Origin of the sequence: Aeromonas tecta (genome assembly GCF_000820185.1) — a bacterium.
Lineage (GTDB): Bacteria > Pseudomonadota > Gammaproteobacteria > Enterobacterales > Aeromonadaceae > Aeromonas > Aeromonas tecta.
Genome location: NZ_CDCA01000036.1, coordinates 53,526 through 78,612, shown reverse-complemented (window position 1 = coordinate 78,612; position 25,087 = coordinate 53,526). Strand labels below are relative to the sequence as shown.

The following is a 25,087-nucleotide window of genomic DNA, read 5'->3' as shown; positions in this document are numbered from 1 at the left end:
ATGCTGTAAAAGCATGAATAATCAGAATAACAAGCTGCGCGGTTACGTCAGACCCGAGGTGGATGGCAATCAGGTCGAGACCTGGGGCTGGCCCGAAATGGAAGTGCTCTCCGAGGTCGAGAGCAATGCCCTGGGGCTCGCTCCTGACTGGTATCAACAGGAGCAGGAAGCCGAGGCGCCGGTCGTGGAGCCCGAAGAGGAGCCTGCCCCCAGCATCACCGCCGAAGAGCTGGAAGCCATTCGCCAGGCGGCCTGGGAAGAGGGCATGAGCGAGGGCCGGGAAGCCGGCTTTGCCAAGGGGCTGGAAGAGGGCAAGCTGGAAGGCTTGCAGCAAGGTCACCAGACCGGCCTCGAGCAGGGCAAGGAGGAAGGGCTCGCCATGGGCCGCGAGCAGGTGGAGCAGCAGATGGCCCACTGGCAGACCCTGGCCGACCGGTTGGCCAACCCGCTCAGCGAACAGAATGAGGCGGTGGAGCAACAGCTCATAGCCCTGGTGCAGCAGCTCGCCCGCGCGCTCATTCGGCACGAGGCCGAAACCTCACCCCGCCTGCTGCTCGAAGCGCTCAAGCAGGGGCTCTCCCTGCTGCCCGCCGCCGAGCAAGGGGTCACCCTGATGCTGCACCCGGATGATGTGGCCCGGGTCGAGCAGGCGTTCGGCGCCGAGGAGTGTGCCAAGCGTCACTGGCGCCTTCGCAGTGAACCCACCCTCTCTCCCGGCGACCTGCAGCTGGCCACCGAGCTCTCCAGCATCGATCTGACCCTGTCGGGACGCATCGATCAGCTGCTGCGCAATTTCCTGCGCGACAATGCCGAGTAGCCTTGTGCCCAGGTCCTGTATCGGGACATCGCGCTGCCGTGTGGCATCTCCCTGCGTGGCAATGCCGAGTAACGGCATGTGCCCACCTTTTATCCATTTATCTCTGGAGGCGCGATGACAGCGTCCTTGCTCAAGCGGCTGCAAGGCTATCGGGTGCTCGATGTCGCGCCCATTCCACCGGTCGCGGGCAAGTTGACCCGGGTGGTGGGGCTGACGCTGGAGGCCATCGGCTGCCGCGCCGCCATCGGTGCCCTGTGCCGAATCGATACTCAGGGCGGTTGGCTCGAGGCCGAAGTGGTGGGTTTCTCCGGCGATCGGCTGTTTTTGATGCCGAGCGAACAGCTCAAGGGGGTCATCCCCGGCGCCCGGGTGGTGCCCATCACCGAGGATCACGGCATTCCGGTGGGGATGAACCTGCTCGGCCGGGTCATCGACGGCATCGGTCAACCGCTGGACGGGCTCGGCCCCATCATCTCTTCCCAGACGGTGCAGTTTGCCCAGCATCGCATCAACCCGCTCTCGCGCCGTCCCATCAATCAGCCCATGGATGTGGGGGTGCGTGCCATCAATGCGGTACTCACCGTGGGGCAGGGCCAGCGCATGGGGTTGTTTGCCGGCTCCGGCGTCGGCAAGTCGGTGTTGCTTGGCATGATGACCCGTGGCTCGGTGGCGGATGTGGTGGTGGTCGGCCTCATCGGCGAGCGGGGCCGGGAGGTGAAAGAGTTTATCGAAGAGATCCTGGGGGAGGAGGGTCGCGAGCGCGCCGTGGTGGTGGCCGCGCCGGCCGATGCCTCGCCGCTCATGCGGCTCAAGGGCTGTGAGACGGCGCTGGCCATCGCCGAGTATTTCCGTGAGCAAGGCCTCAACGTGCTGCTGCTGATGGATTCCCTCACCCGTTACGCCCAGGCCCAGCGCGAGATTGCGCTGGCGGTGGGCGAGCCGCCGGCGACCAAGGGCTACCCGCCCTCGGTGTTTGCCAAATTACCGGCGCTGGTGGAGCGGGCGGGGAACGGCAACCACGGCCAGGGCTCCATCACGGCGTTTTTCACCGTGCTGACCGAGGGGGACGATCTGCAGGATCCCATCGCCGATGCGGCGCGGGCCATCCTCGACGGCCACATCGTTCTGGCGCGGGAGCTGGCAGATGCGGGTCACTATCCGGCCATCGACATCGAAAAGTCCATCAGCCGGGTCATGCCCATGGTCACCTCGCCGGAGCACATGGAGCTGGCGCGCACCTTCAAGCAGTTTTACTCCCTCTACCAGCAGAACCGGGATCTCATCACCATCGGCGCCTACAGTCAGGGCTCCGATCCTCGCATCGATAGGGCCATCATCCAGAAACCCTATCTGGATCAGTTCTTGCAACAGGGCATGCGTGAGGTCATTCACTACGATGAAGGGCTGCAATCCCTGCAACTGGTGGCCATGCCACTGATGCGCTGATGAGATGAACCGGGAGCCGATGGATGAGTAAAGGACTGGAATTGCTGGCGACCAGGCTGGTAGAGGCCGAGCAGCAGGCCGCGTTGGCGCTGGCCAAGGCGCAGCAGGACTTGAAGCTGTTCATGGATCAGCAAGAGGCGCTCAACCAGTACCGCCAGATCTATCACCAGCAATGGACGGATCGCGGCTTGCAGGGGATCACCCCCCAGCAGAACAGCCAGTATCACGCCTTCATCAACAAGCTGGAAAACGCGGCGACCCAACAGTACCAAGGGGTGTTGCAGGTGCGCGAGGCGCTGGCGCTGTGCCGTACCCAATGGCTGGAGGCCCAGCAGCGGCGCAAGGCCCTCGAACTCTTGCTGGACAAGAAGGCCGACAAGGTACGCCAGAAAGCCCAGCGTCAGGAGCAGAAGATGCTGGATGATTACGCCATCCAGCGCCGCTATCACCATTCTGGCCTGTAACTTGCTTTAGTCTGACCAATGACGCCGCATAGCCTGGATGCCGCCCGTTCAGGGACGGCAACAGCACAGGATTCCCGGGACCCAGCATGATACAGACCCAGTTGATCAAGGCCACCGCCACTCAGACCACGTCCGCCGACCCCAGATTGTCCTCAGGGGCGACCCTTGGCGTGGGCGAGGGTGCGGAACTGCCTTCGCTGGACGAGGTCAAGGCTGCGTTTGCCGATGCCATGGCCAAGGCGCAGCGCACCGATAACGGCCCCTCTGCCAGTCAAGGGGATGACGAGCCGAGCCCGGTTGCGGGGGCGGATGCCAAATCTTTGGCGACCGCGCTGGATGAGCCCTCGGCCGAGCAAGACTCTGCGGCCAAGCGCCAGGCCGGCGAGTCCGGCCTTCCCCCTGCGGATTTCTTGCAGCAGTTGCAGGCTTCGCTCAGGCAGGATGTCACCCTGGTTGCCCCTCCCGCAGTGAGCTGGGCCCAGAGCCCGGCCGCCATCACCGACGGCAACAGTTTGCCGCCCGAGTCGCAGCCGATAGGGTTGACCGATGCCAGCAAGCAGGCCCCAGCCCCAGCGCCGGGCGCCGCAGGACGAGAGGCCGCCGCGCAGCAGGCGTTGTTGCAACAAATGGGTGAAGGGATCAGCACCGAGGCGCCCGCTCATCCGGACAAGGCAACTGGCGTGAGTGAACCCGGCAAGGGAGCCCAGGCCATTTCTGCGCCAGTCACCCCGGTGTCAGTCGATGCTCTGCCGGTGAGCCAGCCGGAAGAAGAAGCCATCGCCGCAGACAAGCCGCTCGATCCCAAGTCCGCATCGTCGAAACCGACGGCGCCGCCCTTGTCTGGCGAAGAGCGCGCTGCCCTGTTGGCCAAGGTGGTGGCTAGCGCGCAAACTGCCTTGCCACAGAGCGCGGCAGCCCAGCTGAGCGATAACCCCCAGCAACAGATAACGTCAGAGCCAGCCAGCAATGGCGCACTCACCTCTGCTCCTCATACCGCGCAGGCCAGTGCGGCCAAGGCCTTTGGTGAGGGGCTGGTCAGGATGGAAAGTGGCGTCAATGGCGGCGTTGACGCCAGCACGGAGGCAGCGACTGTCAGTGAGGATGGCAGCGAGCCTCGCCCGGCTGCGCAGGAGCCCGCATCCAAGCCGGCGCAGGCCGCTGGCGCGAGCAAACCCGATGCCGGCGCGACCAGCAATGCAACCCCCGTGGCCGCGGATCCGGCTCCGGTGATTGCGGCGCCACAACAGATACTGGCGAGCCACGAATCGCAGGGGCCACAGGCCTCGCTGACGGCGCTGTCAGCCGGTATCGAGCAGATGGAGGCCGAGCCGGCGGTGGCCGTCAAGGTCGCCGCCGGGCAGGATCTGCCCGAGGTGAAATCCAGGCAGACTGAGTTTGGCAATAACCTGGTGTCCGAGGCGAAAGTGGCCGAGCAGACGGAGGCAAGCCCTTCAGCGGCGCATGCCCAGCAGCCAATCCAAGGCACTGAGAGCAGACCCGCGGCAGAGCTGGCTGCCAGACGCGAGCCCCAGAGCCTGCCGCACCTGCGCCTGGCCACCCCGGAGGCGCCGGAGCAGTTGCACCAGAAGGTGAACCTGATGCTGGCGGACAAGTTGCAGCAGGCGGAGATCCAGCTCGATCCCCTCGGCCTTGGCAAGATGAAGATCCAGATCCAGATGGGCGCAGACAGCCAGGCCAACGTCCACTTCGTGGTGCAGCATGGCCAGACCCGGGAGATGTTGGAGCAAGCTATGCCGAGGCTGCGCGACATGCTGGCAGGGCAGGGGATCCAGCTCGGCCAGACTCAGGTCCAGCAACAGGGACAACAGTCACAACAGTCCCAGGGGCAATCGACCTTCACGGGTCAGGATCAACGGGGTCAGCAGGGGAGCGGATCCTTCGCTGGCAACGGCCAGGGGGAGGGGGAAGGCACGACCAGGACCATGAGTCTGCTGGTGGAATCGGCAAACGATGCCGGAATTGATTTCTATGCTTGATGCCTGCCTGAGTAAGTTTATGATACCGAACAAGTTTGAGACTAGGGTGGACAAGGGATGGCAGACGATAACGAACTGACGCTGAAGGATCCGGCGGCAGCCAAGAAAAAGAAGCTGATCATGATAGTCGCCCTGGCCGTCATCGTGCTGGGCGGCGGCGGGGCCGGTGCCTGGTTTATGTTGGCAGGCGGCGATAAACCGGCGGCCGAAACGGCCGAGGCCAAGCCCGCAGACAATGCGCCCCAACCTTCGCTCTATGTGGGCATGCCGCGCCCCTTCGTGTTCAACGTCGCGGGCGGGCAGCGGGATCGACTGGTACAGATCAAGATCCAGCTGCTGGTGCGCGGCGCTGCCGACGAGGCGCTGGCCAAACAGAATATCCCCCTGATTGAAGGGACCCTGCTGCGCGTCTTCAGCGCGGCCACTGCCGAGCAGCTGATGACCTTCGAGGGCAAGGAGAAGCTGCGCCAGGATTCACTGGAAGAGTGTCGCCGGGTGCTCAATGACCTGGTCTCTTCCCCCGTAATAGAACAAGTGCTGTTTACCGGCTTTGTCATGCAATGAAAGGTGAAGCGTGAGCGATCTGTTAAGTCAGGACGAAATTGATGCCCTGTTGCACGGTGTCGATGATGTCGAAGAGGAAGAGCTAGGTGCGGCCGGGGATCCCGGCATTGCCCAGTTTGATTTTTCCTCCCAGGACCGCATCGTCCGTGGCCGCATGCCGACGCTGGAGCTGGTGAACGAACGGTTCGCCCGCCACATGCGCATCAGCCTGTTCAACATGATGCGGCGTACCGCCGAGGTCTCCATCAACGGCGTGCAGATGCTGAAATTCGGCGAGTACGTACACACCCTGTTCGTGCCGACCAGCCTGAACATGGTGCGTTTCCGTCCGCTCAAGGGGACGGCGCTGATCACCATGGAGGCCCGCCTGGTGTTCATCCTGGTGGAGAACTTCTTCGGCGGTGACGGGCGCTACCACGCCAAGATCGAGGGCCGCGAGTTCACCCCCACCGAGCGGCGCATCATCCAGATGCTGCTCAAGCTGGTGTTCGAGGATTACAAGGACGCCTGGGCGCCGGTGATGGACGTGGGCTTCGAATATCTCGACTCCGAGGTCAACCCGGCCATGGCGAACATCGTCAGCCCGACCGAGGTGATAGTGGTGAGCTCCTTCCACATCGAACTCGATGGCGGCGGCGGCGACTTCCATGTGGCCATGCCCTACTCCATGCTCGAACCCATCCGCGAGTTGCTCGATGCCGGGGTGCAGAGCGACAAGGGCGACACCGACGTGCGCTGGAGCAAGGCGCTGCGCGACGAGATCATGGACGTCAAGGTGGAGCTCAAGGCCAAGTTGCTGGAAACCGAGCTGACCCTGCGGGATCTGATGGAGCTCAAGCCCGGTGACATCATCCCGGTGGAGATGCCGGAGAATCTGCTGGTCTATGTGGAGGATTTGCCCACCTTCCACGCCAAGATGGGGCGCACCAAGGAGAACGTGGCGCTCAAGATAGTCGACAAACTCAAGCGCCCTGACGGGGTCAAGACAGAGATGCATCTGGTGACCCGTGGCGGCGTACGCATCGATGGTGAGGCCGAGCTGGAAGAGCTCGAGCGCAGCATCGAAGACAAACACTCCTAATAGGCCCGTCGTGTCAGACGCGGGTCACGAAGTAGCATAAGGAAGCAAGATGAGCGGAACCGATGACGAGCAGGATTTGATGGCTGATGCCTGGGCGGCTGCGCTGGAAGAACAGGTGACGGCCGAGGCCAAGCCCGCCCCGCTGGAGGAGCTCAAAGACGACGCTCCCATCAGCGCCGAGGAGCGCCGCAAGCTGGATACCATTCTGGATATCCCGGTGACCATCGCCATGGAAGTGGGCCGCAGCCAGATCAGCATCCGCAACCTGCTGCAGCTCAACCAGGGCTCGGTGGTGGAGCTGGATCGGGTCGCCGGCGAGCCACTGGACGTGCTGGTCAACGGCACCCTGATCGCCCACGGCGAGGTAGTGGTGGTGAACGACAAGTTCGGCATCCGATTGACCGATGTGATCAGCCAGATTGAACGGATCAAGAAACTCAAATGACCAGAACCATTGCGTTGACCGATGTCATCATCAGTCAGGCCGAAAGGATCAAGAAGCTCAAATGATCCGCGCTCTCGCCCTGATATTGTTCGCCGCCCCAGCGCTGGCCGAGGCCGGCGTCAATCCCCCCAGCATCACCTCCTGGTTGCTCTCCAGCCTGATGGTGATCGGCCTCATCCTGGTGCTGGGTTTTCTGCTCAAGAAGAGCAAGCTCACCCAGGTGATGGGGGGCGGCCAGATGAAGGTCATCGCCAGTCTGCCGGTGGGGTACAAGGAGAAGCTGCTGGTGGTCAAGGTGGGCGAGCAGCAGTTGCTCATCGGGGTGACGCCGCAGCAGGTCAACTTCCTCTATCGCCTGGAGCAGCCGCTGGACGAGAGCCAGTCCCAGGCGTTCTCCCAGCAACTCGGCAAACTGATGGGCAAGCATGAAAAAATCTAACGGCTGGTGGCGGCTGGGCCTGCTCTCCTCTCTGCTGCTGTTATCGCCACTGGCCCTGGCCCAGGACGGCATGTCGGCGCTCACCGTCAAGACCATGGCGGATGGCAGTCAGGAATACAGCCTGACCCTGCAGGTGCTGGCGCTGATGACCGCGCTCTCCTTCCTGCCGGCCATGGTGATCATGATGACCTCCTTCACCCGGATCATCGTGGTGCTCGGCATCTTGCGCCAGGCTATCGGTCTGCAGCAGAGCCCCTCCAACCAGGTGCTGATCGGCATCGCCCTGTTCATGTCCTTCTTCATCATGTCGCCGGTGCTGGATCGTATCAACGACGAGGCGTTGCAGCCCTATCTGGCGGAAACCATAGGGGCCAAGGAGGCGCTGGAGAAGGCCGAACTGCCCATTCACCAGTTCATGCTGGCCCAGACCCGGGTCAAGGATCTCAACACCTTCATGGAGATAGCGAACGTGCAGGTGGACAAGCCGGCGGACGTACCGCTGCGAGTGCTGATCCCGGCCTTCGTCACCAGCGAGCTCAAGACCGCCTTCCAGATTGGTTTCATGCTGTTCCTGCCGTTCCTGGTCATCGATCTGGTGGTCGCCAGTATCCTGATGGCCATGGGGATGATGATGTTGTCCCCCATGCTGGTATCGCTCCCCTTCAAACTGATGCTGTTCGTCATGGTGGACGGTTGGAACCTGATCCTGGGATCCCTTGCCAACAGCTTCGGGCTGGGCGCCGGATGATGCTGGGCTTCTCCAATATCGCGCTCCTTACCGTTCCAGCTGATGCGGTGTGCCATGGTGGGCGGTTGGACGCGGCTTCTGTCGCTCGCCAGCAGCGCCGGGCTGGGCGCTGGCCAAGCCGGTCAATGGCAAGGAGCCGATAACATGAGTCCGGAAACCTTTGTCGATGTGTTTCGCGAGGCACTCTGGCTGGTGACCATCATGGTGTGCGCCGTGATCTTGCCGAGCCTGATGGTGGGGCTGCTGGTCGCCATCTTCCAGGCCGCCACCTCCATCAACGAACAAACTTTAAGCTTCCTGCCCCGTCTCATCGTCACCCTGCTGGCGCTGGGGGCGGGCGCCCACTGGGGTCTGCAGAGCCTGATGGACTTCTTCCTGCTGATGGTCAGCCAGATCCCCGAGGTAGTCGGATGATGGTGCCGATGGTAAAGGTTCTGGGTGAGTGTCAGCCGATGGCGTTTTATCCGCAGATCCCCGAGGTAGTGGGGTGAGTCAGAGGTCGGCAGTCTCCATGCCGGCATCCCATGGCCGTGAGGTGAGGGCATGACCTACACCACGGCGATGATCATGGAGTGGCTATCTTCCATTCTCTGGCCGCTGGCGCGGGTCAGCAGCCTGCTGATGGTGATGGCGGTGTTTGGCAGCCGGTTGGCCCCGGCGCGCGTGCGCATGGGGTTGGCGCTGGCCATCACCTTCATCATCGCCCCCCTGCTGCCCCCCATGCCCAAGGTCGAGCTGTTCTCCGTCGGCAGTTTTCTGGTGCTGGGGCAGCAACTGCTCATCGGCGTGGCGCTGGGCCTGATGACCCAGTTTCTGCTGGAGAGCTTCGTGATGGCGGGCCAGATCATCGCCATGCAGACCAGCCTGGGCTTTGCCACCCTGGTGGATCCCATGAATGGCCAGTCTGCCCCCGTGGTGGGGCAGTTCTACCTGATGCTGGCGACCCTGGTGTTCCTGGCGGTGGACGGTCATCTGTTGATGATCAAGATGGTGGTGCTGAGCTTCGAGACCCTGCCGGTCTCCGACAGCGGCTTGACCCTGCCCGCCATTCGCAGCCTGATAAGCTTCCTCGGCGTCATGTATCAGGCCTCCCTGGTGATGGCGCTGTCGGCCATCATCGCCCTGCTGCTCATCAACTTTGCGTTCGGGGTCATGACCCGGGCCGCGCCCCAGCTTAACATCTTCAGCATCGGCTTCGCGGTCAGCATGATGTCGGGCCTGTTTATCCTCTGGCTCACCATCGGCGGCTTCATGGGGCACTTCGAGGCCATCTGGGAGCGGGTGCAGGAGACTAGCTGCGAGCTTATCAACGTGCAGTGTTTCGGTGGCCAGAATGGTTGATGGCCGCCAGACCCTCGGCGCTGAGCTGATCCGCATCCTGTGTGGCGGTGGCTTGCTGCCGCCGTGTCAGGCCTTTGGCTGGATGAGTGTCTCCCGACCGTCGGTGGCCTGTATGGCTGATACCGATCAGGCACATGGCACCGAACAACCCGGTCAGCTACCGCCATGTCAGGCCTTTGGCTGGATGAGCATCTATCCAATCGGAGGTCAGCATGGCTGATACCGATCAGGAACGTACCGAACAACCCACGGGCAAACGACTGCAACAGGCCCGGGAAAAAGGGCAGATTGCACGCTCCAAGGAGCTGGGTACCGCGAGCGTGCTGCTGGCGACCGTGTTTGGTTTGTTGATGCTCAAAGAGAGTCTGGCCGGCGCCATGATCAAGGTGCTTACCGTCGGCTTTACCCTGGACCGGGATCAGGCCTTCGACCCCAATGCCATGGGTGCCATGTTGCCGACCCTGCTGTGGGAGCTGGTGAAGCCGCTCGGCCTGCTGTTTTCGCTGGTGGCCATCGCCGCCTTCGTCGGCAATACCCTGCTTGGCGGAATGAATTTTTCCTCCGAGGCCATGCTGCCGAAGTGGAGCAAACTGAGCCCCTTGAATGGTCTGAAGAGGATGTTCGGGGTACAGTCCCTGGTGGAGCTGGTTAAATCTATCGCAAAAGTTGTATTTATCAGCTTGTTCGCGTGGCGGATGTTATCTAGCCAGTTTAATCATCTACTTAATCTCTCCCTCGAAGGCTTCCCCGGCGGCATCATAGACGCGCTGGACCTGCTGTTGTGGATGCTGATCATCCTCTGCTGCTCCCTCATCCCCATCGTCGCCATCGATGTGCCGTTCCAGACCTGGAATCACACCCGGCAGCTCAAGATGACCAAGCAGGAGATCAAGGACGAATTCAAGGACAGCGAGGGTAAACCCGAGGTCAAGAGCAAGATCCGCCAGCTGCAGATGCAGATGGCGATGCGCCGCATGATGGGGGATGTGCCCAAGGCGGACGTGATTATCACCAACCCGACCCACTACTCGGTGGCGCTGAAATACGATGCGAGCAAGCCCGGCGCCGCTCCCAAGGTGCTGGCCAAGGGCGCGGACGAGGTGGCGATGAAGATCCGGGAGATCGCGCGGGAATACGAGATCCCCATCATGCCGGCGCCGGAGCTCACCCGTGCCATCTACCACGCCACCGAGATTGGGCACGAGATCCCGGAGGGGCTGTTTGCCGCCGTGGCCCAGGTGCTGGCCTATGTGTATCAGCTCAAGAAGTTCCGCCGTGGTCGTGGCCGCCGGCCGACCCCGTTTGCCAAGGACTTGCCCATCCCCCCCGAATTTCGCAAATAAGGGCCGCACCTAAAGCGCCGCACCTTGCCTGGCTTGTACCCTGCTGATGTATGCGCCTAGGGCCTGCAATGACGGACTTCTGACACGTTAAAAATAAAACCCATTAATATCAATACTTTGGGTTATTGGCGTGATATTTGCTTTAATCCGCCACTGGCGGTTTTTAATTGAGAGAAACGATGGGATTCAAGGCTGGACTGGGCCGTATCAAAGAGCACAGATGGTTGCTGACCAAGGGGGTCGGGACTCCGTTGCTGGTGCTCGCCTCTCTGGCCATGGTGGTGCTGCCGATCCCGCCGCTGATGCTGGATATCCTGTTCTCCTTCAATATCGCCCTCTCCATCGTGGTGCTGCTGGTGGCCGTTTATACCCGCCGGCCGCTGGACTTTGCCGCTTTCCCCACCGTCTTGCTGATAGCGACCCTGCTGCGGCTCGCGCTCAACGTCGCCTCCACCCGGGTGGTGCTGCTGGAAGGCCATAACGGCAGCGCGGCGGCCGGCCACGTGATCGAGTCCTTCGGCAACGTGGTGATCGGCGGCAACTATGCGGTCGGTATCATCGTCTTCATGATCCTGGTTATCATCAACTTCGTGGTGGTCACCAAGGGTGCGGGCCGGATCTCCGAGGTGAGCGCCCGCTTCACCTTAGATGCCATGCCCGGCAAACAGATGGCCATCGATGCGGACTTGAACGCCGGCCTCATCAATCAGGAAGAGGCCAAGAAGCGCCGCCAGGACGTGACTCAGGAAGCGGACTTCTACGGCTCGATGGACGGTGCCTCCAAATTCGTGAAGGGGGATGCCATCGCCGGCATCATGATCCTCTTCATCAACATCATCGGTGGCTTCATCATCGGCATGGTGCAGCACCAGCTCACCTTTAGCGAAGCGGCCCAGATCTATACCCTGCTCGCCATCGGTGACGGCCTGGTGGCCCAGATCCCCTCGCTGCTGCTCTCCATCGCGGCCGCCATCATAGTGACCCGTCAAAATACCGATCAGGACATGGGCACGGCGGTGCTCGGTCAGTTGTTCGAAAATCCCAAGGCGCTGGTGATCTCCGCCGGCATCCTGTTGATGATGGGCAGCGTGCCCGGCATGCCCCATCTGGCGTTTCTGAGCCTGGGGGCCATCGCGGCGGTCGGGGCCTGGTGGCTGCTGCGCCGTGAGAAACAACGTGCCGCCAAGGTGGCAAAGGGCGAATTGTTGCCGGCGGTGAGCGATCAGCCCCACGAGCAGAAAGACTTGAGCTGGGATGATGTGATGCCGGTGGACATCATCGGGCTGGAGGTGGGTTATCAGCTGATCCCGCTGGTGGACAAGAGCCAGGGTGGCGAGCTGCTCAACCGGATCAAGGGAGTGCGCAAGAAGCTCTCCCAGGAGTTCGGCTTCCTGGTACCCGCGGTGCACATTCGCGACAACCTGGATCTCGCCCCCAATCAATATCGCATCACGTTGATGGGGGTGAGTACCGGCGAGGCCACCGTCTATCACGACAAGGAGATGGCCATCAATCCGGGCCAGGTGTTCGGCCAGATCCAGGGCATAACGACCCAGGATCCCGCGTTCGGACTGGAGGCGGTGTGGGTTGCCAAGGATCAGGTCTCCCATGCCCAGACCCTGGGCTACACAGTGGTGGATGCCGCCACCGTGGTGGCCACTCACCTCAGTCAAATTCTCTCCAACCATGCCTCTTTGCTGCTCGGCCATGACGAGGTACAGCAACTGCTGGACATGATAGGCAAACATCAGAGCAAGCTGGTGGAAGGGCTGGTGCCCGAGGTGATCAGCATGGGGAACCTGGTCAAGGTATTGCAAAATCTCCTCAATGAAGGCGTGCCAATTCGCGATATGCGCACTATCCTGCAGACCCTCGTGGAATATGCGCCCCGCAGCCCGGATCCGGAAGTGCTGACGGCGGCTTGCCGTATCGCCCTGCGTCGGTTGATCGTGCAGGAGATTGCCGGCCCCGAACCCGAACTGCCGGTGATCACCCTTTCGCCAGAATTGGAACGCATATTGCATCAATCCCTGCAAGCAGGTGGAGGAGATGGCGCCGGTATCGAACCGGGACTGGCGGAGCGGATGCAACGCTCCCTGGTGGAAGCCACTCAACGACAAGAACTGGAAGGCCAGCCGGCCGTGCTTCTGACATCGGGGATATTGCGTAATACCCTGGCGAAGTTTGTCAAGAATGCCATTCCTGGGTTGCGCGTTCTGTCTTATCAGGAAGTGCCTGATGACAAGCAAATCCGCATCGTCAGTGCGGTAGGACAGGGCTAGTTAGCGGAGATGACGGGTGAAGATTAAGCGGTTTTTTGCCAAAGACATGCGAACGGCGCTGGCCGAGGTCAAGGAGACGCTCGGACCGGATGCTGTCATCATGTCCAACAAGAAGGTCACCGGTGGGGTGGAGATAGTTGCCGCAGTCGACTATCAGTCCCAGGTCCCCGGCCCCAAAGACGCGCCGGTTCGCCGTCAGTTGAACGATGAGAGCGTCAATATCTCGTCTGCAGGCAAGCAGATGACGCGCCCTGCCGCTCCTGCCAAAGAGCAGAACGAATACTATGCCGATACCCTGGCGGCCTTGCTGGCCCGCCAGCAGAAACTGAACCCGGCCAACCCGGCAGGGGAAAGAGGTGGTAATCAGTCAGCGGGTCTGGTCTCTGCCAATGCGGCGCCCAGAACCCTGGCCGAGCAGGGTCAGTGGGGTGCCCCCCCAGAGCCTGCCAAGCCCAAGGCCCGTCCTGCGGCCGGTCCGCGTCCCGCTCAGGCTCCCCAACGGGATCAGGAGATGGAAGGGATGCGCAAGGAGATGGCCAGCATCCGCAAGCTGCTCGAGCACCAGATCTCAGGCCTGATGTGGCAGGAGGTGGAGCGCCGTGAGCCGATGCGGGCGCTGCTCATCAAGGAGCTCAAGAAGATGGGCTTCGATGACGCCTTCGCCGATCAGCTTGCGGGTCTCATCCCGGAAGACATGCCCATTCATCAGGCCATGGCCCAGCTGGCCGAGGTACTGACGGCTCAGCTCAAGATCAGCGAAGACGATATCTTGCGCCAGGGCGGCGCCGTGGCGCTGCTCGGCCCGACCGGGGTGGGCAAGACCACCACTATCGCCAAGCTGGCGGCGCGCTTTGCCATGAAATACGGGGCCGAGCAGGTGGCGCTCATCACCACCGACAACTACCGGATCGGTGCCCATGAGCAGTTGCAGACCTATGGTCGCATCATGGGCTGCCCGGTGCGTCAGGTGCGGGATGCCGAGGAGCTGGCCAATGCGCTCTATCAGTTCCGTAACCGCCGCTTGGTGCTCATCGATACCGCCGGGGTGGGTCAGCGGGATATTCGTCTGACCGAGCAACTCGATACCCTGGTCAAGAATGCCAAGGTGCGCATTCGCAGTTATCTGGTCATGTCCGCCACTTCCCAGCGGCGGGTGATGCAGGAGGCGGTGGATCACTTCCGACGCATCCCGCTGTCCGGCTGTATCCTGACCAAGCTGGACGAGAGCCTGAATCTGGGTGAAGTGATTAACGTATGCATCCAGAATGCCCTGCCCATCAGCTATATCACCGATGGACAGCGCGTGCCGGAAGATATCCAAGTTGCCAATGCGGCGCTGCTGGTCGGCGCGGCCATGGGCTCGCTGGAGCGAGAAACAGAAGACCCTTACTTCTGGGGTTCAGGTTTTGGCGAAGCCGAAGATTCGGAGTTTTATGAGTAACATGTATATGGATCAGGCGAGTGGTCTGCGCAAAATGCGTCAAAACAATCGAGTGAAAGTGATCGCCGTGTCGGGAGGCAAGGGGGGCGTGGGCAAGACCAACGTCACCCTGAACGTGGCAGGCGCCATGGCCGCCCAGGGCAAACGGGTGCTGGTACTGGATGCCGACCTGGGTCTGGCCAACGTCGACGTCATGCTGGGGCTGCGGGTACACCGCAACCTGTCCCACGTGCTGGCGGGGGAGTGCACCATAGACGACATCATCGTCGAGGGCCCTTACGGCATGATGATAGTGCCGGCGACCTCGGGCACCCAGTCCATGGTCGAGCTGTCGCCAGTACAACATGCCGAGCTCATCCGCGCCTTCAGCGAGATGAAGACCCAGGTCGACGTGCTCTTGGTGGATACCGCGGCGGGGATCTCCGACATGGTGCTGAGCTTCACCCGCGCGGCGCAGGACATCATGGTGGTGGTGTGCGATGAGCCTACCTCCATCACCGATGCCTACGCCCTCATCAAGATCCTCTCCAAGGATCACGGGGTGTTTCGCTTCAAGGTGGTGGCCAACATGGTCCGCTCCTTGCGTGAAGGGCAGGAGCTCTACGCCAAGCTGACCCGGGTCACCGACCGTTTCCTGGACACCTCGCTGGAGCTGGTGGCGTGCGTGCCTTATGACACCAACCTACGCGCCGCCGTGCGCAAGCAGAAGTTGATCGTCGAGGCCTTCCCCAAGTCACCGGCGGCCCTGGCGTTTCGCGCCCTGGCCAACAAGGCGGCGAGCTGGCCCATCCCGAATCAACCGGGTGGTCACCTCGAATTTTTCCTAGAGAATTTGTTGCAAAAGCCGGTCATTGCACAGGAAGAGTCCCGTGAATAAAACCCAAGCATACTTGCGTCATCAGGATTCCTATGTGCTGGTGGAGCGTCACGCTCCGCTGGTAAAACGGATCGCCCAGCATTTATTGGCTCGCCTGCCAAGCAGTGTCTTGCTGGATGACCTGATCCAGGCAGGTATGATTGGGCTGCTCGAAGCTTCCCGTAATTTTGACGGTAGCAAGGGCGCCAGTTTTGAGACCTATGCGGGGATCCGCATTCGCGGCTCCATGCTCGACGAGATCCGTCGTGGCGACTGGGTGCCGCGTTCGGTACACCGCAACAGCCGGGCCATCGCCGAGGCCATCGAGAACGTGGAGCAGGTGCACGGGCGCGATGCCAGAGACACCGAGGTGGCCAGCCAGATGGGGGTTTCGCTCGGTGAGTACCATGCCATGCTGCAGGATGTCTCCTGCGGCAAGATCATCGGCATCGAGGATCTGGGGGTCAGCGAGGATGTGATAGGGCATCCCGATGACGCCTGCGGTCATGGCGGCTTTGACGATCTGGCGGCGGAACGCTTCCAGGGCGCCTTGGCCGAGCATATCTCCCGTCTGCCTGAACGGGAGGCACTGGTGCTTTCGCTTTATTACGACGAAGAGCTGAACTTGCGTGAGATCGGTGAGGTATTGAGCGTGAGCGAGTCTCGCGTGAGCCAGATCCACAGCCAGGCCATGCACCGACTGCGCGCGCGCTTGAGAGATTGGAATTTATAAGTGGTTGTACTGGCTACACTGGAACGCAACTCTAAGGCATAATCCGCACCATAAAACCTGCGATCTGCATCATGTAAGTGAGCCGTTTAAACGGCTATTTAGGAGGGAATTTTGGACAAGAACATGAAAATCCTCATCGTCGATGACTTTTCTACGATGCGCCGGATTATCAAGAACTTGCTGCGTGACCTGGGATATAACAATACCCATGAAGCAGACGACGGCAACACGGCACTGCCGATGCTGAAAAACGGCGACTACCAGTTTGTGGTCACCGACTGGAACATGCCTGGCATGCAGGGCATCGACCTGCTCAAAGCCATCCGCCTCGATGACAAACTCAAGCACCTGCCGGTGCTGATGGTGACTGCCGAAGCGAAGCGCGAGCAGATCATCGAAGCCGCTCAGGCAGGGGTCAATGGCTATATCGTCAAGCCGTTCACCGCCGCCACCCTCAAAGAGAAGCTCGACAAAATCTTTGAACGCATCGGTTAGGGAGTGGCAGGGATGAAGGCCAAAATGAGTGCCATGATCTCGCTCGAGCAGGCAAGGATGCTGGTTTCCCACCTGGAGCGAGATGAATTTGAACAGGCCGATACCATCCTCGCCGATGTGTGCGCCCCCAATGCGGCTGACCTGTTTGACAAGGTTGGCCAGCTCACCCGCCAATTACACAACTCGTTGCAGGATTTTCGGCTGGATCCCCGTATCCCCGACCTGGCAACCCATGAGATCCCCGATGCCCGGGAGCGTCTGAGCTATGTCATCGACATGACGGACAAGGCGGCCAACCGCACCATGGATGCGGTCGAGGCGAGCCTGCCCATCGCCGATCGACTCAATGACAACATCCAGCTGGTGATGCCCAATTGGAATGCTTTGATGAGCCGGGATCTTGAACTGGGTCAGTTCAAGGCGTTGTGCCATCAACTGAATGATTTTATTAAGGCTTCGGAAACGGATGCCGATAAGTTACGACAACTGCTGACTGAGATCCTGATGGCGCAGGATTTCCAGGACTTGACCGGGCAGATGATCCGCAAGGTCATCAAGCTGGTGCAGGAAGTTGAAACAAAATTGATAGAGATGCTGACCATGTTTGGTGAGGCCACCGTCGAGTATTCAGTGCGCAGTGAACCTGCCAGCGGCATTGAAGCAGAGGGCCCCATCATGAACCCAGAGACGCGATCCGATGTGGTCAATGGTCAGGACGATGTGGACGATCTGCTGTCTAGTCTGGGATTCTAATGGAGTGACGCATGGCCTTCGAAGTTGATGAAGACATACTGCAAGACTTTTTGGTCGAAGCATCAGAAATATTGGAACAGTTGTCTGAACAACTGGTCGACTTGGAAAAGCGGCCCGATGACAAGAATCTGTTGAATGCCATCTTCCGCGGCTTCCATACCGTCAAGGGCGGCGCCGGCTTCCTCTCCCTGACCGAGCTGGTGGATGTCTGCCACGGTGCCGAGAACCTGTTCGACATGCTGCGCAACGGCAAGCGAACCCTCAGCGCCGAGCTGATGGATGTCATCTTGCAGGCGCTTGATGCCATCAACGTCATGTTTGCCCAGGTACAGAATCGGGAACCTACCAGTCCGGCCTCTGCCGATCTCCTCCATGACTTGCACGAGCTGTGCAAACCCGAAGGGGAAGAGCGGCTGCGGACCGTCACCGCCAGTGCCGCCATTCCCCCACAGCCAGAGCCAACCCCCGAGCCGGTCGTTGTCGCCCCTAGCGCGCCAGTCGCCGTCAATGGCGGCGGCTCCATCGATGAAATCTCCGCCGATGAGTTCGAGCGCCTGCTGGATGAGCTGCACGGTGCCGGCAAGGCACCGACGGTGTCCGCCGCTCCGGTATTGAGCAGCTCTGGCGACATCACCGACGACGAGTTCGAGGCGCTGCTCGATCAGCTGCACGGGCAGGGCCAGCACGGCGGCGCGCCGGACTTGAGCCCGCTGCAATCGGTACAAAAAGAGGTGGACGCACTCATCGATGACGATGAGTTCGAGCGTCTGCTTGACGAATTGCACGGTCGCGGCCAGGCGCCACAGCACAGCATGGCGGCTGCGGCTCCTGCTGCGCCAGCTCCCGCCCCTGTGACTGCGCCCAGTGCCCCGATCGCCGCCAGTCCGGCGCCGGTCAAACCCGCGCCCGTAGCGCCTGCTGCCGCCAAAGCGGCTCCGGCGCCAGCCAAACAGGCGGCACCGGCAGAGAGCAGTGGTGCGGTGCAAAACGACACCACGGTGCGGGTGGATACCAAGACCCTGGACGTCATCATGAACATGGTGGGCGAACTGGTATTGGTACGCAATCGTCTGGTGAGCCTCGGCATCGCCAGCAACGACGAAGAGATGTCCAAAGCGGTGGCCAACCTGGATGTGGTGACCGCCGATCTGCAGGGTGCGGTCATGAAGACCCGCATGCAACCTATCAAGAAGGTGTTCGGCCGCTTCCCCCGGGTGGTGCGCGATCTGGCTCGTACCCTCAAGAAAGACATTGAGCTGATCATGGTCGGGGAGGATACGGATCTCGACAAGAACCTGGTGGAGGCCCTGGCCGATCCCCTGGTTCACCTGGTGCGCAACTCCTGCGATCACGGTGTCGAGATGCCGGATGTGCGCGAGAAGGCGGGCAAGCCCCGTCAAGGCACCATTACCCTGAGTGCCTCCCAGCAGGGGGACCATATCCTGCTCTGCATCGAGGATGACGGCGCCGGCATGGATCCGGAAAAGCTGAAGTCCATCGCCGTCAGTCGGGGCGTGCTGGATGCTGACAGCGCGGCCCGCATGAGTGACAACGACGCCTATAACCTGATTTTTGCTCCCGGTTTCTCTACCAAATCGGAGATTTCCGATATTTCCGGTCGTGGCGTCGGCATGGATGTGGTGAAAACCAGCATCGTCAGCTTGAATGGCTCGGTGCACATCGATTCGACCTGGGGCAAGGGCACCCGGCTGGAAATCAAGGTGCCACTCACCCTGGCCATCTTGCCAACCCTGATGGTGGAGGTGGGTCAGCAGACCTTCGCCCTGCCGCTCGGCTGCGTGAACGAGATTTTCCATCTGGACCTGAAGAAGGCCAACATGGTGGACGGTCAGCTCACCATTATCGTGCGCGACAAGGCGATCCCGCTGTTCTATCTGCACAAGTGGCTGGTGCGCGGCGCCGGCAAGACCACGCGCCAGGACTTGGGTCACGTGGTCATAGTGCAGATCGGCGCCCAGCAGGTCGGCTTCGTGGTGGATAACCTCATCGGCCAGGAAGAGGTGGTGATCAAGCCGCTCGACAACCTGCTGCAGGGGACCCCGGGTATGGCCGGCGCCACCATCACCAGCGACGGTGGCATCGCCCTCATTCTGGATGTGCCCAGCCTGCTCAAGGCCTACGCACGTCGTCACTGATCGGTCTGGCCCAAGGAGTTAGAAAAAGAACAATGGCAGTCAAGGTATTAGTGGTCGACGATTCGAGTTTCTTCCGCCGCAGGGTCAGCGAAATCATCAATCAGGATCCCCTGATGACGGTGATCGACACGGCCCAGAATGGACGGGAGGCGGTAGACAAGGCGCAGCAGTTGCGGCCAGACGTCATCACCATGGACATAGAGATGCCGGTACTCGACGGCATCAGCGCCGTGCGCGAGATCATGGCCAAGTGTCCCACTCCCATCCTGATGTTCTCCTCGCTGACCCACGACGGTGCCAAGGCGACCCTGGACGCGCTGGACGCCGGTGCCCTCGATTTTCTACCCAAGAAATTCGAAGACATCGCCCGTGACAAGGATGAGGCGGTCAGGTTGTTGCAACAGCGCGTCAGGGAGATTTCCCGCAAGCGCTTCCTGATGGCGGCCAAACCCAGAGCGCCAGAGCCCCTGGTACGTCCTGCGCTTGGCACCCTTGGTAGCACCGCCGCTCGCCCCAGCGAGCGCCAGCCCGAGCCAGCCCGAGCGCCCGGCGCCCCCGCCAGCTTCAAGCGCAGCGGCAAGAGCTACCAGCTGGTGGCCATCGGTACCTCTACCGGCGGGCCGGTGGCGCTGCAAAACGTGCTGACCAAGCTGCCTGGGGATTTCCCCCACCCCATTTTGCTTATCCAGCATATGCCGGCGACCTTCACCGCCGCCTTCGCCGCCCGTCTCAACGGCCTGTGCCAGATCGGGGTCAAGGAGGCTGAGGACGGTGATGTGCTCAAAGCCGGTCATGCCTATCTGGCGCCAGGCGGCAAGCAGATGCTGCTGGAAGGACGTGGGCCCGGGGCCCGCATCCGCATCCTCGAGGGCAATGACAAGGTCAACTACAAGCCCTGTGTCGACATCACCTTCGCCTCGGCCGCCAAGATCTATGGCGACAAGGTGCTCGCCATCGTGCTGACCGGCATGGGCGCCGATGGACGGGATGGGGCGCGTCTGCTCAAGGATCAAGGATCCACCATCTGGGCGCAGGATGAAGCCTCCTGCGTGGTCTACGGCATGCCGCAGGCGGTCGCCAAGGCCGGTATCGCGAGCGAATCATTGCCGCTGGATCGGGTGGCGCAGCGCATCCTGGTCGAGTTGGGTCGCTGAGCATGGGCATGCTGGGGCTGGTACTGGCGCTGGGCGCCGTCGCGGTGGCCCAGTGGTGGCACGGCGGCAGCCTGCTGACCCTGCTGGACGGTCCGGCCTTCGTCATCGTGGTCGGTGGCACCTGGGGCGCGGTCATCCTGCAGACCCCCCGCAAATACATGCTGGCGGCGCTCAAACAAGCGCGCTGGATGCTGTTCCCGCCGCATTGGGATCTGGCACAGCAAGCCGAGCGGCTGCAAGCCTGGGCCCAGTTTGCCCGTCAGCAAGGGCTGCTGGCGCTGGAGAATCAAGCGGAAGAGGAGACCGAGCCCTTCACCCGTCAGGGCCTCACCATGATAGTGGACGGCGTCTCCATCGAGGACATTCGCCGCTTGCTGGAGGCGGACATCGACATCGAGCAGGAGCGCAACGAGCACGCCGCCCGGGTGTTTGAATCCATGGGCGGCTACAGCCCGACCATCGGCATCATAGGCGCGGTCATTGGCCTCATTCAGGCGATGTTTCATCTGGAAGAGCCGAGCACCCTGGGGGCCGGCATCGCCATCGCCTTTGTCGCCACCATCTACGGGGTCGGCTTTGCCAACTTGATCTATCTGCCGGTGGCCAACCGTCTGCGAGCATTCCACTACCACTACGGCCTCTATCAGGAAATGACGCTGGAAGGGCTGCTGGCCATCGCCCATGGTGAGAATGGTCAACAGGTTGAACGGCGGCTGCAGGCTTATCTGAAAGGGGAGTAGCCCCTTGGCGGCATCGCCGTTGAGGAGCGGGCCCCGCAGCCAGGACTAATAGAGGTATCACCATGCGCAAACGCTATCGGTTGCATCTGCAAGGACGCGAGCATCTCGATCGCTGGCTGGTCTCCTATGCCGATTACATGACGCTGATCTTTGCCCTGTTCGTGGTGCTCTACTCGGTGGCCATGGTCAACAAGGAGCAGTATCGCGCGGTCATCGATGGCATGACGCAGGCGTTCAATCAGACCAGCCCGCGCAGCGATGGCTTGCTGGACGGGCAGGGCGACTCCCTGCTGAACAACCCGGTGTCGGCCGCCCCCTCTCTGCTGGAGAGCCAGGCCTCAGCCTCACCCTCGCTCGCCCCCATCACGGGCACGCCCATTCAGCAAGATGGCACGGCGCTCGCCACTATCGATCTGCAACTGCAAGAGCGCATGGGCGCCCTAGTGGATGCCGGGGTGGTCAAGATAGCGAAGGATGACAACTGGCTGACGGTGGAGCTGAGTTCGGGTCTGCTGTTCAACAGCGGCAGCGCCTTTTTGGGGAGCAATGCGGCGCCGGTGCTCGATACGCTTTCAGGTATTCTGAAACCGGTCGATAACTATGTCAGGGTGCGGGGCTATACCGATAACCAGCCGATAAACAATGAAGTTTTCAGCTCCAACTGGACGCTGTCTGCCGCCAGGGCCGAAGCCGTACTTGGCTCGCTAGTCGGCAAAGGAATAGCGCCCCAGCGACTCGCCTACGAGGCCTATGGGGAGTTTTCCCCCTTCGCCGATAACGGCAGTGAACAGGGTCGATTACAGAATCGCAAGGTGGTGGTCGCCATTTCAAGGTTCGCCTGGGTACCGACTGCGGTGCCCGTCAAACAGGCGACTCCGGCCCCGACCGTGCAACAGACGGTTGAGAATGAGGATGTCAGGGTAGTGACACTGCCCGATGGCGGCATACGAATAACAACAAGACAGGATTGATACATTGATTGTTTGGACGGTTGCCAATCAGAAAGGTGGAGTCGGTAAAACCACCACAGTGGTCTCCCTCGCAGGGCTGTTGGCCCAGCGTGGCCAGCGCGTGCTGCTGATCGACACCGACCCCCACGCCTCCCTGACCTCCTATTTCGACTTCGATTCGGATCGGCTGGAGGGCACCCTGTATGAGCTGTTCCAGGCGGCCAAACCGAGCACCGAACTGGTCAACCGGATGACCCTCAAGACCAAATTCGACAATCTGCACCTGCTGCCTGCCTCCATTACCCTGGCGACCCTGGACAGGGTCATGGGCAACCGGGAGGGGATGGGGCTGGTGCTCAAGCGCGCCCTGCTGCGGGTGCAGGATCAGTATGACTATGTGCTGATTGACTGCCCGCCGGTACTGGGGGTGATGATGGTCAACGCCCTGGCGGCCTGCGATCGGATTTTGGTGCCGGTGCAGACCGAGTTCCTGGCCTTGAAGGGGCTGGAGCGGATGATGAAGACTTTCGAGATCATGCAGCGATCCAAGCGGGACAAGTTCCGCTATACCGTCATCCCGACCATGTTTGACAAGCGTACCCGCGCCTCGCTGATGACCCTGCAATCCATTAAGGAGCAGTATGGCGAGGCGGTGTGGAATGCGGTCATTCCCATCGATACCAAGTTCCGGGATGCCAGCCTGCTGCATATTCCGCCTTCTATCTATGCACCGGGCAGCCGTGGCACCTACGCCTACGAGACCCTGCTCAACTACCTCGATGCTGAGGAGCGCCAACGGACCCATGAGGTGAAGCCATGAGAGAGACCACCCAGGTTCGGGCCATGGATGATTATTTCAACTCCCTGTTGCTGGACGATGCCCTGCTGCGGGAGGAGCTGGATGACGAGGCGCCGGTTGCTGCCTTGCCACTGCAGCGGCAGGTGCACGTCGCCGCGCCATCCGAGGTGCTGGCGCAGCCCTACCTCGAAACCGACACGCGGCTCGAGCAGCTGAGCGAGCTGCTCGCCCAGGTGGGTCAGGTGCAGTTCGAGATGGATGCCCTGAGCCATGAGGAGAGTCACGCCGAGCTTTTGCAGATCGAGGTCGCGGCGACTGAGACGGTCGAGATCAACGACTGGGCGCTGACTCAAGCCATTCCCGAGATCGCCGAGCCCGCGACCTTGCTGCTCACCGAGCCCGAGGTGGCACTGGCACCCGCGGTGGCTCCGACGCCCTCTCAATGGGAGAATCTGGACACCGGCAACGAGTTTCAGGCACTCTTCTTCGATGTGGCCGGGGTGACCTTTGCGGTACCTCTGACCGAGCTTGGGGGCATTCATCAGCTGGGAGAGGTGACCTCACTGTTCGGCCAGCCGGCCTGGTATCGTGGCATCATGGCGTCCCGGGATCAGAAGATGAACGTGGTGGACACGGCGCTCTGGGTGATGCCGGACAAGACGCTGGATGTCACCGACTACAAGTATTTGATCATGTTGGGAGAGTCTCTCTGGGGGCTCGCCTGTCATCAGTTGAAGGGCACCGAACTGCTGCGCCGGGATCAGGTCAAATGGCGTCATCAGGAGGGCAAACGCCCCTGGCTGGCGGGTATGGTCAAGGAGAAGATGTGTGCCCTGCTGCACGTCAAAGAGCTGCTACTGCTGTTGGGGCGTGGCGTGAACATAGAAGGTCGCTGATAACATCGGCACTCCGGTGGTTTTATTGCTAATTTTACCCGTTGACGGGTTCATCAAAGGATTAAGAACATGACAGAAAAGCGCAATATTGCACAGAATCTGGCCGAAGATGAAGTGCTGCAGTGGGTGACCTTCCAGCTGGAAAACGAGACCTATGGCATCAACGTGATGCAGGTGCAGGAGGTGTTGCGCTACACCGAGATAGCACCGGTACCGGGCGCACCCGACTATGTGCTGGGCATCATCAACCTGCGTGGCAACGTGGTGACCGTGATCGACACCCGTTCCCGCTTCGGCCTGCCGGCCGGGGATGTGAGCGAGAACTCCCGTATCGTCATCATCGAGGCGGAGAAGCAGGTGATCGGCATCATGGTCGACAGCGTGGCCGAGGTGGTCTATCTGCGCTCCTCCGAGATCGATGCCGCGCCGGCGGTGGGCACCGAGGAGAGCGCCAAGTTCATCCAGGGGGTGAGCAACCGTGATGGCCAGCTGCTGATCCTGGTGGATCTCAACAAATTGCTGTCAGACGAAGAGTGGGACGATATCGGTTCCCTGTGATGGTGATATAAAGAGCAGGATGACAGTATGGATTCCCTGCGATAGGAAGGTGATGGTTTGATGATTGAACTCGCAGCCTTGGGGTTGTCCTTGTTGGCGCTGGTGCTGGCCCTGGTCGGGGTATTTGGCAGCCGCCGGAGCAAACGAGAGTCCGAGGCCAGGATAACGACGCTGCAAGAGCAGCTCGAGAGTCTGCGCAAGCAGATGATGGAGCTGCACACCGGCGCCATCGGCATGGGCCAGCGCCTACAGTCGACAGAGGGGGCCATGCAGCAGATCCACGATCGCCAGCAGGAGCTGACGCTGCAGGATCCGGAGCGTCGCCTTTACAGCCGTGCCGCCAAGATGGTGGAGCTGGGCGCCGATCTCGACGAGGTCATGAGCGAATGCGAGTTGCCGCAGGCCGAAGCCGAGTTGCTGATCTCATTGCGCAAGGGGCGTTCCTGATCCCAGCCGATGAGCCAAAGGGGAGGCACCCGCTTCCCCTGTTTTCCCTGCCATAAAATTCCGTCCCCTGACGCGATCTCCCCCACAAATCCTGTTGATTATTGGCATCTTTGAAAAGACGCTCTCAGATCCTGTGTTAACA

General features: G+C 61.2%; 27 protein-coding genes. All 27 read left to right on the top strand.

All coding sequences use genetic code 11. The features are described from left to right. Positions 1 to 13 precede the first annotated feature (13 nt). The 27 genes from fliH to BN1137_RS15190 all read left to right on the top strand — a co-directional run bounded on the left by fliH (position 14) and on the right by BN1137_RS15190 (position 24,945). The gene (gene fliH, locus BN1137_RS15320; protein ID WP_050719429.1) at positions 14 to 817 is read left to right on the top strand and encodes a flagellar assembly protein FliH; all 804 of its coding nucleotides are present in this window, start codon (positions 14 to 16) and stop codon (positions 815 to 817) included. Between the two features lie 114 nt (positions 818 to 931). Beyond that, positions 932 to 2,263, top strand: a complete 1,332-nt coding sequence (gene fliI / locus BN1137_RS15315; protein WP_050719428.1) for a flagellar protein export ATPase FliI — start codon at positions 932 to 934, stop codon at positions 2,261 to 2,263. 23 nt (positions 2,264 to 2,286) lie between these two features. After that, positions 2,287 to 2,727 carry a flagellar export protein FliJ gene (gene fliJ, locus BN1137_RS15310; RefSeq protein WP_050719427.1) on the top strand — a complete coding sequence of 147 codons (441 nt, stop codon included), beginning with the start codon at positions 2,287 to 2,289 and terminating at the stop codon, positions 2,725 to 2,727. A gap of 86 nt (positions 2,728 to 2,813) precedes the next feature. Then, positions 2,814 to 4,724, top strand: coding sequence for a flagellar hook-length control protein FliK (locus BN1137_RS15305; RefSeq protein ID WP_050719426.1), 1,911 nt, complete (start codon positions 2,814 to 2,816; stop codon positions 4,722 to 4,724). A 57-nt stretch (positions 4,725 to 4,781) separates the two neighbouring features. After that, on the top strand, positions 4,782 to 5,288 hold the full coding sequence (gene fliL / locus BN1137_RS15300) for a flagellar basal body-associated protein FliL (protein ID WP_050719425.1): 507 nt from the start codon (positions 4,782 to 4,784) through the stop codon (positions 5,286 to 5,288). Between the two features lie 10 nt (positions 5,289 to 5,298). Beyond that, a complete protein-coding gene (gene fliM, locus BN1137_RS15295) occupies positions 5,299 to 6,369 on the top strand; it encodes a flagellar motor switch protein FliM (RefSeq protein WP_033130817.1) in 1,071 nt (356 codons plus the stop codon). Between the two features lie 49 nt (positions 6,370 to 6,418). Beyond that, complete coding sequence (fliN, locus tag BN1137_RS15290; RefSeq protein WP_025326247.1) at positions 6,419 to 6,814, top strand: flagellar motor switch protein FliN; 396 nt, start codon at positions 6,419 to 6,421, stop codon at positions 6,812 to 6,814. A 61-nt stretch (positions 6,815 to 6,875) separates the two neighbouring features. Then, the gene (gene fliO / locus BN1137_RS15285; protein WP_050719424.1) at positions 6,876 to 7,253 is read left to right on the top strand and encodes a flagellar biosynthetic protein FliO; all 378 of its coding nucleotides are present in this window, start codon (positions 6,876 to 6,878) and stop codon (positions 7,251 to 7,253) included. Then, positions 7,240 to 8,001, top strand: a complete 762-nt coding sequence (gene fliP / locus BN1137_RS15280) for a flagellar type III secretion system pore protein FliP (protein WP_050719423.1) — start codon at positions 7,240 to 7,242, stop codon at positions 7,999 to 8,001. The genes fliO and fliP overlap by 14 nt, the downstream gene beginning before the upstream one ends. A gap of 144 nt (positions 8,002 to 8,145) precedes the next feature. Next, positions 8,146 to 8,415: a flagellar biosynthesis protein FliQ gene (gene fliQ, locus BN1137_RS15275; protein ID WP_050719422.1), complete on the top strand. Its 270-nt coding sequence runs from the start codon at positions 8,146 to 8,148 to the stop codon at positions 8,413 to 8,415. 129 nt (positions 8,416 to 8,544) lie between these two features. After that, positions 8,545 to 9,342: a flagellar biosynthetic protein FliR gene (gene fliR, locus BN1137_RS15270; protein WP_050719421.1), complete on the top strand. Its 798-nt coding sequence runs from the start codon at positions 8,545 to 8,547 to the stop codon at positions 9,340 to 9,342. Beyond that, positions 9,326 to 9,562: a hypothetical protein gene (locus tag BN1137_RS15265; RefSeq protein ID WP_157433787.1), complete on the top strand. Its 237-nt coding sequence runs from the start codon at positions 9,326 to 9,328 to the stop codon at positions 9,560 to 9,562. The genes fliR and BN1137_RS15265 overlap by 17 nt, the downstream gene beginning before the upstream one ends. After that, a complete protein-coding gene (gene flhB, locus BN1137_RS15260) occupies positions 9,555 to 10,685 on the top strand; it encodes a flagellar biosynthesis protein FlhB (RefSeq protein WP_050719419.1) in 1,131 nt (376 codons plus the stop codon). Before BN1137_RS15265 ends, flhB begins: the two co-directional genes overlap by 8 nt. A gap of 179 nt (positions 10,686 to 10,864) precedes the next feature. Then, the gene (flhA, locus tag BN1137_RS15255; RefSeq protein ID WP_050719418.1) at positions 10,865 to 12,967 is read left to right on the top strand and encodes a flagellar biosynthesis protein FlhA; all 2,103 of its coding nucleotides are present in this window, start codon (positions 10,865 to 10,867) and stop codon (positions 12,965 to 12,967) included. 16 nt (positions 12,968 to 12,983) lie between these two features. Beyond that, a complete protein-coding gene (flhF, locus tag BN1137_RS15250) occupies positions 12,984 to 14,408 on the top strand; it encodes a flagellar biosynthesis GTPase FlhF (RefSeq protein WP_050719417.1) in 1,425 nt (474 codons plus the stop codon). Between the two features lies 1 nt (position 14,409). Then, positions 14,410 to 15,285 carry a MinD/ParA family protein gene (locus BN1137_RS15245; RefSeq protein WP_050719416.1) on the top strand — a complete coding sequence of 292 codons (876 nt, stop codon included), beginning with the start codon at positions 14,410 to 14,412 and terminating at the stop codon, positions 15,283 to 15,285. Next, entirely contained in the window at positions 15,278 to 15,997 is a 720-nt protein-coding gene (locus BN1137_RS15240) for an RNA polymerase sigma factor FliA (RefSeq protein ID WP_050719415.1), read from the top strand. Before BN1137_RS15245 ends, BN1137_RS15240 begins: the two co-directional genes overlap by 8 nt. A 123-nt stretch (positions 15,998 to 16,120) precedes the next feature. After that, positions 16,121 to 16,492: a chemotaxis response regulator CheY gene (gene cheY, locus BN1137_RS15235; protein ID WP_425266319.1), complete on the top strand. Its 372-nt coding sequence runs from the start codon at positions 16,121 to 16,123 to the stop codon at positions 16,490 to 16,492. A 12-nt stretch (positions 16,493 to 16,504) separates the two neighbouring features. Next, a complete protein-coding gene (locus tag BN1137_RS15230; RefSeq protein WP_050719414.1) occupies positions 16,505 to 17,245 on the top strand; it encodes a protein phosphatase CheZ in 741 nt (246 codons plus the stop codon). Between the two features lie 11 nt (positions 17,246 to 17,256). Next, positions 17,257 to 19,401 (top strand): chemotaxis protein CheA, encoded by a 2,145-nt coding sequence (locus BN1137_RS15225; protein ID WP_050719413.1) that lies wholly within the window; start codon positions 17,257 to 17,259, stop codon positions 19,399 to 19,401. A gap of 32 nt (positions 19,402 to 19,433) precedes the next feature. Beyond that, on the top strand, positions 19,434 to 20,555 hold the full coding sequence (locus BN1137_RS15220; protein ID WP_050719412.1) for a protein-glutamate methylesterase/protein-glutamine glutaminase: 1,122 nt from the start codon (positions 19,434 to 19,436) through the stop codon (positions 20,553 to 20,555). Between the two features lie 2 nt (positions 20,556 to 20,557). Next, positions 20,558 to 21,295, top strand: coding sequence for a flagellar motor protein (locus BN1137_RS15215; protein ID WP_050719411.1), 738 nt, complete (start codon positions 20,558 to 20,560; stop codon positions 21,293 to 21,295). A gap of 62 nt (positions 21,296 to 21,357) precedes the next feature. Next, complete coding sequence (locus BN1137_RS15210) at positions 21,358 to 22,266, top strand: flagellar motor protein MotB (protein WP_050719410.1); 909 nt, start codon at positions 21,358 to 21,360, stop codon at positions 22,264 to 22,266. Between the two features lie 4 nt (positions 22,267 to 22,270). Beyond that, entirely contained in the window at positions 22,271 to 23,065 is a 795-nt protein-coding gene (locus BN1137_RS15205) for a ParA family protein (RefSeq protein ID WP_050719409.1), read from the top strand. Next, the gene (locus BN1137_RS15200; protein WP_050719408.1) at positions 23,062 to 23,940 is read left to right on the top strand and encodes a chemotaxis protein CheW; all 879 of its coding nucleotides are present in this window, start codon (positions 23,062 to 23,064) and stop codon (positions 23,938 to 23,940) included. Before BN1137_RS15205 ends, BN1137_RS15200 begins: the two co-directional genes overlap by 4 nt. 69 nt (positions 23,941 to 24,009) lie before the next feature. Further along, positions 24,010 to 24,498 carry a chemotaxis protein CheW gene (locus BN1137_RS15195; protein ID WP_005333026.1) on the top strand — a complete coding sequence of 163 codons (489 nt, stop codon included), beginning with the start codon at positions 24,010 to 24,012 and terminating at the stop codon, positions 24,496 to 24,498. A 60-nt stretch (positions 24,499 to 24,558) separates the two neighbouring features. After that, positions 24,559 to 24,945: a DUF2802 domain-containing protein gene (locus BN1137_RS15190; protein ID WP_050719407.1), complete on the top strand. Its 387-nt coding sequence runs from the start codon at positions 24,559 to 24,561 to the stop codon at positions 24,943 to 24,945. Positions 24,946 to 25,087: the final 142 nt, after the last annotated feature.

Bases quoted from the DNA above. Each gene is read 5' to 3' on its own strand.
- fliH (WP_050719429.1), top strand. From the start codon at position 14: ATGAATAATCAGAATAACAAGCTGCGCGGTTACGTCAGACCCGAGGTG.
- fliI (WP_050719428.1), top strand. From the start codon at position 932: ATGACAGCGTCCTTGCTCAAGCGGCTGCAAGGCTATCGGGTGCTCGAT.
- fliJ (WP_050719427.1), top strand. From the start codon at position 2,287: ATGAGTAAAGGACTGGAATTGCTGGCGACCAGGCTGGTAGAGGCCGAG.
- BN1137_RS15305 (WP_050719426.1), top strand. From the start codon at position 2,814: ATGATACAGACCCAGTTGATCAAGGCCACCGCCACTCAGACCACGTCC.
- fliL (WP_050719425.1), top strand. From the start codon at position 4,782: ATGGCAGACGATAACGAACTGACGCTGAAGGATCCGGCGGCAGCCAAG.
- fliN (WP_025326247.1), top strand. From the start codon at position 6,419: ATGAGCGGAACCGATGACGAGCAGGATTTGATGGCTGATGCCTGGGCG.
- fliO (WP_050719424.1), top strand. From the start codon at position 6,876: ATGATCCGCGCTCTCGCCCTGATATTGTTCGCCGCCCCAGCGCTGGCC.
- fliP (WP_050719423.1), top strand. From the start codon at position 7,240: ATGAAAAAATCTAACGGCTGGTGGCGGCTGGGCCTGCTCTCCTCTCTG.
- fliQ (WP_050719422.1), top strand. From the start codon at position 8,146: ATGAGTCCGGAAACCTTTGTCGATGTGTTTCGCGAGGCACTCTGGCTG.
- fliR (WP_050719421.1), top strand. From the start codon at position 8,545: ATGACCTACACCACGGCGATGATCATGGAGTGGCTATCTTCCATTCTC.
- flhB (WP_050719419.1), top strand. From the start codon at position 9,555: ATGGCTGATACCGATCAGGAACGTACCGAACAACCCACGGGCAAACGA.
- flhA (WP_050719418.1), top strand. From the start codon at position 10,865: ATGGGATTCAAGGCTGGACTGGGCCGTATCAAAGAGCACAGATGGTTG.
- BN1137_RS15245 (WP_050719416.1), top strand. From the start codon at position 14,410: ATGTATATGGATCAGGCGAGTGGTCTGCGCAAAATGCGTCAAAACAAT.
- cheY (WP_425266319.1), top strand. From the start codon at position 16,121: ATGAAAATCCTCATCGTCGATGACTTTTCTACGATGCGCCGGATTATC.
- BN1137_RS15230 (WP_050719414.1), top strand. From the start codon at position 16,505: ATGAAGGCCAAAATGAGTGCCATGATCTCGCTCGAGCAGGCAAGGATG.
- BN1137_RS15225 (WP_050719413.1), top strand. From the start codon at position 17,257: ATGGCCTTCGAAGTTGATGAAGACATACTGCAAGACTTTTTGGTCGAA.
- BN1137_RS15220 (WP_050719412.1), top strand. From the start codon at position 19,434: ATGGCAGTCAAGGTATTAGTGGTCGACGATTCGAGTTTCTTCCGCCGC.
- BN1137_RS15215 (WP_050719411.1), top strand. From the start codon at position 20,558: ATGGGCATGCTGGGGCTGGTACTGGCGCTGGGCGCCGTCGCGGTGGCC.
- BN1137_RS15210 (WP_050719410.1), top strand. From the start codon at position 21,358: ATGCGCAAACGCTATCGGTTGCATCTGCAAGGACGCGAGCATCTCGAT.
- BN1137_RS15200 (WP_050719408.1), top strand. From the start codon at position 23,062: ATGAGAGAGACCACCCAGGTTCGGGCCATGGATGATTATTTCAACTCC.
- BN1137_RS15195 (WP_005333026.1), top strand. From the start codon at position 24,010: ATGACAGAAAAGCGCAATATTGCACAGAATCTGGCCGAAGATGAAGTG.
- BN1137_RS15190 (WP_050719407.1), top strand. From the start codon at position 24,559: ATGATTGAACTCGCAGCCTTGGGGTTGTCCTTGTTGGCGCTGGTGCTG.